This window comes from Treponema berlinense (assembly GCF_900167025.1).
Classification (GTDB): Bacteria; Spirochaetota; Spirochaetia; order Treponematales; family Treponemataceae; genus Treponema_D; species Treponema_D berlinense.
On record NZ_FUXC01000025.1, the window covers coordinates 1 to 5,901 of the forward strand.

The following is a 5,901-nucleotide window of genomic DNA, read 5'->3' on the forward strand; positions in this document are numbered from 1 at the left end:
GCCAGTACACAAGCAAGGCTTACAAGAAGGTTCTTGGACAGCTGCATATTGTCCAGAGCATGAGCGATGTCGGAAAGTGCTACGACAACTGCAGAATGGAAAGTTTTTTCGCTACCCTTAAAAAGGAAAAAATCTATCAGATGGACACGACAAAAATGACAGCCGAAGAAGTAAAAAAAGAAGTCTGGAGATACATTTTTGCTTACTACAACACTGTAAGAATCAGCACTGTAAACGGAGGTTTTCCTCCAACTAAATACAGGCTGTCAAAAACAGCTATGTTAATAGCAGCTTAATTTAAGGGGTATTTGGGACTGCACTTTTATTGACTATTTCAAAACAAGAGAAATTTTCCATAATTACAAACCTCCCAAAAAACAAACATTCTACTTGTAGAATAAGAGAAAGTCTAAAAAATCACAAGACAAGATTCCGACAAACCATAAACAACCACGGCAGACAAAAAAAATCCCCCGCAGAATTGAAAAACACCTCTCAAAACCGCGGGGGAAAATAATTTATTAAAAAGTTACATTAAAAATTATTTTATAGCACCAATGAACGGCAGGTATTCTTTCTTTCCAGTAGCACTATTAAGAGTAATCTCCATAGCCTCAGCAGATTTTACAAAATAATAATCTCCGTAAAGATCGGTTCTGCTACTACCAGGATTGTAGCAATCCTCACCTGTATAACTATGAGTGCCAATATATTCCTGTTTAAAGTCAGAGTTAGCGCAAGAAATCACGTAAGGACTATCTGCTGTTCCATAGTTACAAGTTCCTGCCGCAAACTTTCTGAAAGAGAATGTCTCTCCTGAGGTGATTGCCCGATGTACCGGACTTTCCCTAACCGAGGTAGAGGAGATAAAAAACAGTCTGGTCTGCCCAAAATAAGGCTGGGCGACAGAAGTCTTAAACACTTTTTCGTAGCAGAAAACTATGATAGAAAGCTCCAAAGAACTAAAACCGTTCTTAAAAATGCTTATAACCGGCAGGACAGAAGACAGCTACACCCGGGAACTGGCAAACACCAGCCCTTCCAATCCCTGCCACATAAAACTCGAAATTAAGGCAAAATGACAAAAAAAAGCCCCCGGCGGGATTGCCGGGGGGGGTAAAGTTAATGATTAGTAATTAAGAGTTATATCACCCCAGTAACCATTGCTACCCATTGTAATTTTGGCAAATTTTCCTTCCTGACCTTCGACAGTAACAGCGTCTGTAACAAAAACAAAATTGTATGTATAAGTTTTGTCGCCGTTGTCAGTCAGTGCTGTTGATTCACCGCCAGTAAGTGTGTAACCAGCTTGATAGCCTTCAACAATAATTTTGGCATCGGCAATAACCGGCACATACACAATTGTTCCAGTGTTACACTGAATCCAAGTACTTCCATTATCAGCGAACTTGCCGCTTGTAGCATCGATGTAAAGTGTCTTCCAGGTTCCAGCTTTTCCATTAAGAGTATCATCAGCCGTAAAATCTGCATCGTCCCAAACTTTGTTATAAAGACGTTTTATATCGCCCCAATAACCATTGGAACCCATTGTAATTTTAGCAAACTTTCCTTCCTGACCTTCGACAGTAACAGCGTCTGTAGCAAAAACAAAATTGTATGTATAAGTTTTGTCGCCGTTGTCAGTCAGTGCTGTTGATTCACCGCCAGTAAGTGTGTAACCAGCTTGATAGCCTTCAACAATAATTTTGGCATCGGCAATAACTGGCACATACACAATTGTTCCAGTGTTACACTGAATCCAAGTACTTCCATTATCAGCGAACTTGCCGCTTGTAGCATCGATGTAAAGTGTCTTCCAGGTTCCAGCTTTTCCATTAAGAGTATCATCAGCCGTAAAATCTGCATCGTCCCAAATATAACTGTCTCCAGCCTGAAGACCACCTGCAACAACATCAATGTTGATAGTACCTGTAATTCCGCTTCCATCGGTTGCGGTAGCGGTAATAGTTACAGAGCCAGCAGCAACACCCGTTACAACGCCTTTCCCATTTATTGTTGCAATAGTTTCATCACCAGAAGACCATTTTACAGTTTTGCTTGTTGCATTTTCTGGGGTAATTGTCGCAGTAAGTTGTAATGTGTCATTTGTATTAACGCTTGTAGCACCGTCAGCCGCTGTTACAACAATACCTGTTACGCTATTCCAAGAATCCAGTTTTGTAACTTTTACTCCGTGAACCCATCCTGCACCTGAGAATGTAATTACGATGTCTGCTTCTTTCGCTGTTGTGTAGTAGAAAGTTGCACCAATACCTCCGTCAGTTGAAGGTTTACAACTTGCAACATCTGCAAGTACTGTTTCTCCAGCAGTAGCCTTAAACGGAGCACCATCACCATAAGCACAGCCAAGAATATCAATCTGTGCCATGCCATCTACCTTAATTTTTATTGTAGAATCTGCTGCTACAGCATACCCATGCCCTTTTCCATCAGCGGTGATACCTGTTCCTGTTACAAAACCGTCTGTTGAAGCATAGTTATTGCTTGCGTCTACAGAATCTGCTGAACCGAAGTTATAGTCTCCTTCGGCACCAGTCTGTTCTACAATATCCCAGTTTGCTGTGAATTCTCCTGTTTTTGTTACATCGATTGAAGTAAGGTAAACATCAGCAGAATCTTTTACTACATCAACTCTAAGATATTTTCCGTTGTTTTCAATTTCTTTGCCAACAATTGCCTGTGCTGCGCCCAGCCCTGCAATTTCTGAACCAAGGACAATACCAGTTTTGCTTCCGTCGTAATTGTATGTGAATACTATATTATCGGTAGAAGTAAACAGATTTTCGCCAACATGATATGAACAACCTGTTGATTCCTGACTAAGATTGATAGCTACAGTGGAAGCACCTTCTACAGGAATGTAAAGAATTACGTTTCTTGTCTGCATCCTGTCGGCAGTTTTCAAACTCATCTTTCCGTTTGCAGTAATCAATTGGCTATTGGCTGCCAGTGAATCGATTACAAGACCGTCAAAAATACCGTATTTTCCACTCTGAATGTCGGTTTTTACGCGGTAACTTCCAGCCTGTGAAGACCAGGTAACTTTTCCTGCGGCAGTTGAAGCGGTTGCAGTGGCTTTTACTGTATTACTGTCTTCAGCAGTTGAAGCGGCAGTAATAGTTGCACCAGAAACATCGTCACCGAACCATACAAAAATTTCAGCAGAACCGCCTACACCCGTTACATCTACGCTTTCGTTAAGAGCCATAGCTGTAGGATCATAGAACTTAACTTTTGGATTATCGCTTGTAAGTGTACAATTCTGGTAAGTTGCCTCGGCTGGAGTAAAGCTGATTTTTGCAGTTGCTATACCGTATCTTGGAATGCTTTCGCCTTCAATTTTAAGAGCCATTTCTGTTACAGGAATTGCCACAGGAATAACAGAAACAGTCATAGTGTCAGTTTTTCCGTTAGAAGCAGTTACTGTAATTACGGAAGTTCCAGTTTTGTTTTCAATGGCAGTAACAAGACCAGTTTCACTTACAGTTGCAATATCTGGATTAGAAGAAACGTAGGTGTAGGTAAGGTCTGCTACATCGCTTGAAGGCTCCAGTTGTACTGTTGCCCCGCCAATCATATTTTTAACATAAACAGGATCGACATAAATATTTTCGCTAGATTTGTCTTCTGTAGCTCCGAATTCCTCTTCGTAGGCAGAGATATCCCAAATTTTTGCTGCAGCAACAGTTTTGTATTTTTCGTCTTCTTCAGAATATCCGCGGTTTAAGATTACATAGCGTCCGTTATATTCACGTTTTGCAACACGTTCTGACAGTTCTCCACAGTTAGCCAGGCGTCCAGAACCGTCAACTAAAACACCGTTCAAAGTGTTGTTGTAGTCCTTGTAGCCAATTGCAAGGTCGCCGGCAGCATCTTTTACAAATTTTCCAGGAGCAGACTGATAAAGTTCAGATTTAAGAGTACCAGAACCAGTAATAGTGCTGTTTAGAATTGCAGCAGTAGTATCGGAACCAGAGTTGCGTCCATACCAAAGATTAACACCAGCAGGGAGTTCGATTCTGTTGTTCAAAAGAACGATACCCTTGTTTGCATCATCTTCAGCCATAGCCCTGGAAGCAAAGATGTAGGATTTATCAGTTTCGTCTCCACGGCAGTAGATTGTACATTCTTCAAAGAGGGCAACATCCATATAACCCCAGATAAAGTCAACATCACCAGCAATGTAATCTTTATAGAACCACATGCGTCCGCCCTTCTGTCCAAGGTAAAGGGTATCCTGATGACTCAGGAAGGTTGAATTATATGCAACCAAATTACCAGTAGAACTGAAAACAAGAGCCTCAGCCTGAGTATCCTTGCCGTCATTTGCAGAACGACTGTAAGAGTTCTGGATTGTAACGTTCTTTAAAACAAGGTTACAAGTTCCGTCAAAACGGGTAGAACCACGGAAATAGCCGTTAGTAACACCATGAGCTTCCCCAAGAGATGCCATAGCATTAGAATTACCAGAGTTTGACTCAACAATTAAAACATCAGTACCATATTCTGCAGTACCAGTACCTTCAATTCTAATAGAGGCAGAGCCAGTGTAAAAAAGCAGTTCCTTGTAGGTACCAGGAGCAACTTTGATTGTGTAACTGCCAGTCAAATTGTCAGTCATCAGTTTTTCCAGTGCTTGCTGAACAGATTTTCCTTCGTAAAGGTTAGCAGCAGGATTAGCATCATCCGAAAGAGTTACACTACCAGCAGCTTCAGGAGCAGTGACACTGATTATCGGAGCCGAAGGAACATCAGGTGTTGAAGGTGTTTCCTGTCGCTTCTCATCATCGTCATCATCATCATCGTCTGACTTACAAGCCGTAAAGGCAGACCCAAGCATTGCAATTGCACAGCACACCGCAAATGCTTTCCATAATTTTTTCATAGAAAATCCTCCATATTTTTCAAAAAAATCTACCGAGCAGCCGGCAGATTTCCGCTTATATTAAACTTTAAGCGGTGAATAAAATTTCATAAATATAAGTTCTGAGTAATTTTATTAAAAATTTTCAGCACTTTTGACCAATTCTGTCTAAAAAAAAACAATTTGTAATACCAATTGTATAAAATATCACCGCCATAACTATAAAATATGCTTATTTACACAAAAACCCTAAAAAAATGATTATATTTTAACATTTTTAATAGCAGAATTTTACATTTTTATTTTTTTTGGACAAAATATAACTTTTTATAACCTGCGTTTTGCTCACATAAAGCGCCCATTTTTTCGTCTTTTTTATTTTAAAGGAGCGCACCACAACCACAAACCGGCTTCTTCACGGTTCCGCTTAAGCTCCATTCAAAAGGCGAAAAACTTTTCCGCCCTTTGAACGCTCCGCGCCGTTCCGATCCGGGCTAAGTTTTTCCGTAAATGCGGCATTTTTTTGATTTTTTTTAGGTTTAATTTCAGTTTTGATATAATTTTTCGAGGCCTATAATCTAACTGTTTTGTCATTACCCGTCTTGACCGGACAATCTATAAAAAATTTACAACAGATTGCTAGACAAATTTTCTATTCAAACATTGCGGTGTCAAGCACAGCAATGGCACTTGGCCACCACCAAGCAGTTCCGCTTAGAACAGGAAAATGATTTTTGTTCTAAGCGGAAAGGGCTTCCTGCTGGAGCAGGAATGTAATTCCGGCTAGAGATGGAAAGGACTTCCTGCTAAAAGAGGAAGAAACACTGTTATAATCAAAAAAAACGACAACCGCTTGCAATTTGATATTCCAATTTTTTGTTTTTTTTCCTCAAAAATGTCAAAAGTTGACAACCGCTTACAATATATATAGTGAGCGAATCTGAAAAAATTTAAAACCTTTATCATCACAAAGCCTTCATTTTCCTCAAATCAAAAACTTTTTACAGGAGAACAAA

General features: G+C 40.1%; 4 protein-coding genes. 2 read left to right on the forward strand and 2 right to left on the reverse strand.

The genetic code is table 11. The features are described from left to right. On the forward strand, positions 1-296 hold a 296-nt coding region (locus B5D47_RS11165; RefSeq protein ID WP_143592709.1), incomplete at its 5' end, for an IS3 family transposase. A 245-nt stretch (positions 297-541) separates the two neighbouring features. Here the strand turns inward: B5D47_RS11165 and B5D47_RS11170 are convergent. Next, positions 542-922 (reverse strand): hypothetical protein, encoded by a 381-nt coding sequence (locus B5D47_RS11170; protein WP_078931910.1) that lies wholly within the window; start codon positions 920-922, stop codon positions 542-544. A gap of 19 nt (positions 923-941) precedes the next feature. Here B5D47_RS11170 and B5D47_RS11485 point away from each other — a divergent pair, with 19 nt between their 5' ends. Continuing rightward, a complete protein-coding gene (locus B5D47_RS11485; protein WP_159443539.1) occupies positions 942-1,082 on the forward strand; it encodes a hypothetical protein in 141 nt (46 codons plus the stop codon). A gap of 47 nt (positions 1,083-1,129) precedes the next feature. On the opposite strand, the gene B5D47_RS11175 is transcribed toward B5D47_RS11485, so the two are convergent. Beyond that, positions 1,130-4,906: an Ig-like domain-containing protein gene (locus B5D47_RS11175; protein WP_078931911.1), complete on the reverse strand. Its 3,777-nt coding sequence runs from the start codon at positions 4,904-4,906 to the stop codon at positions 1,130-1,132. Positions 4,907-5,901 lie beyond the last annotated feature (995 nt).

Coding starts and splice junctions, on each gene's coding strand:
- B5D47_RS11485 (WP_159443539.1), top strand. CDS start 942: ATGATAGAAAGCTCCAAAGAACTAAAACCGTTCTTAAAAATGCTTATA.
- B5D47_RS11175 (WP_078931911.1), bottom strand. CDS start 4,906: ATGAAAAAATTATGGAAAGCATTTGCGGTGTGCTGTGCAATTGCAATG.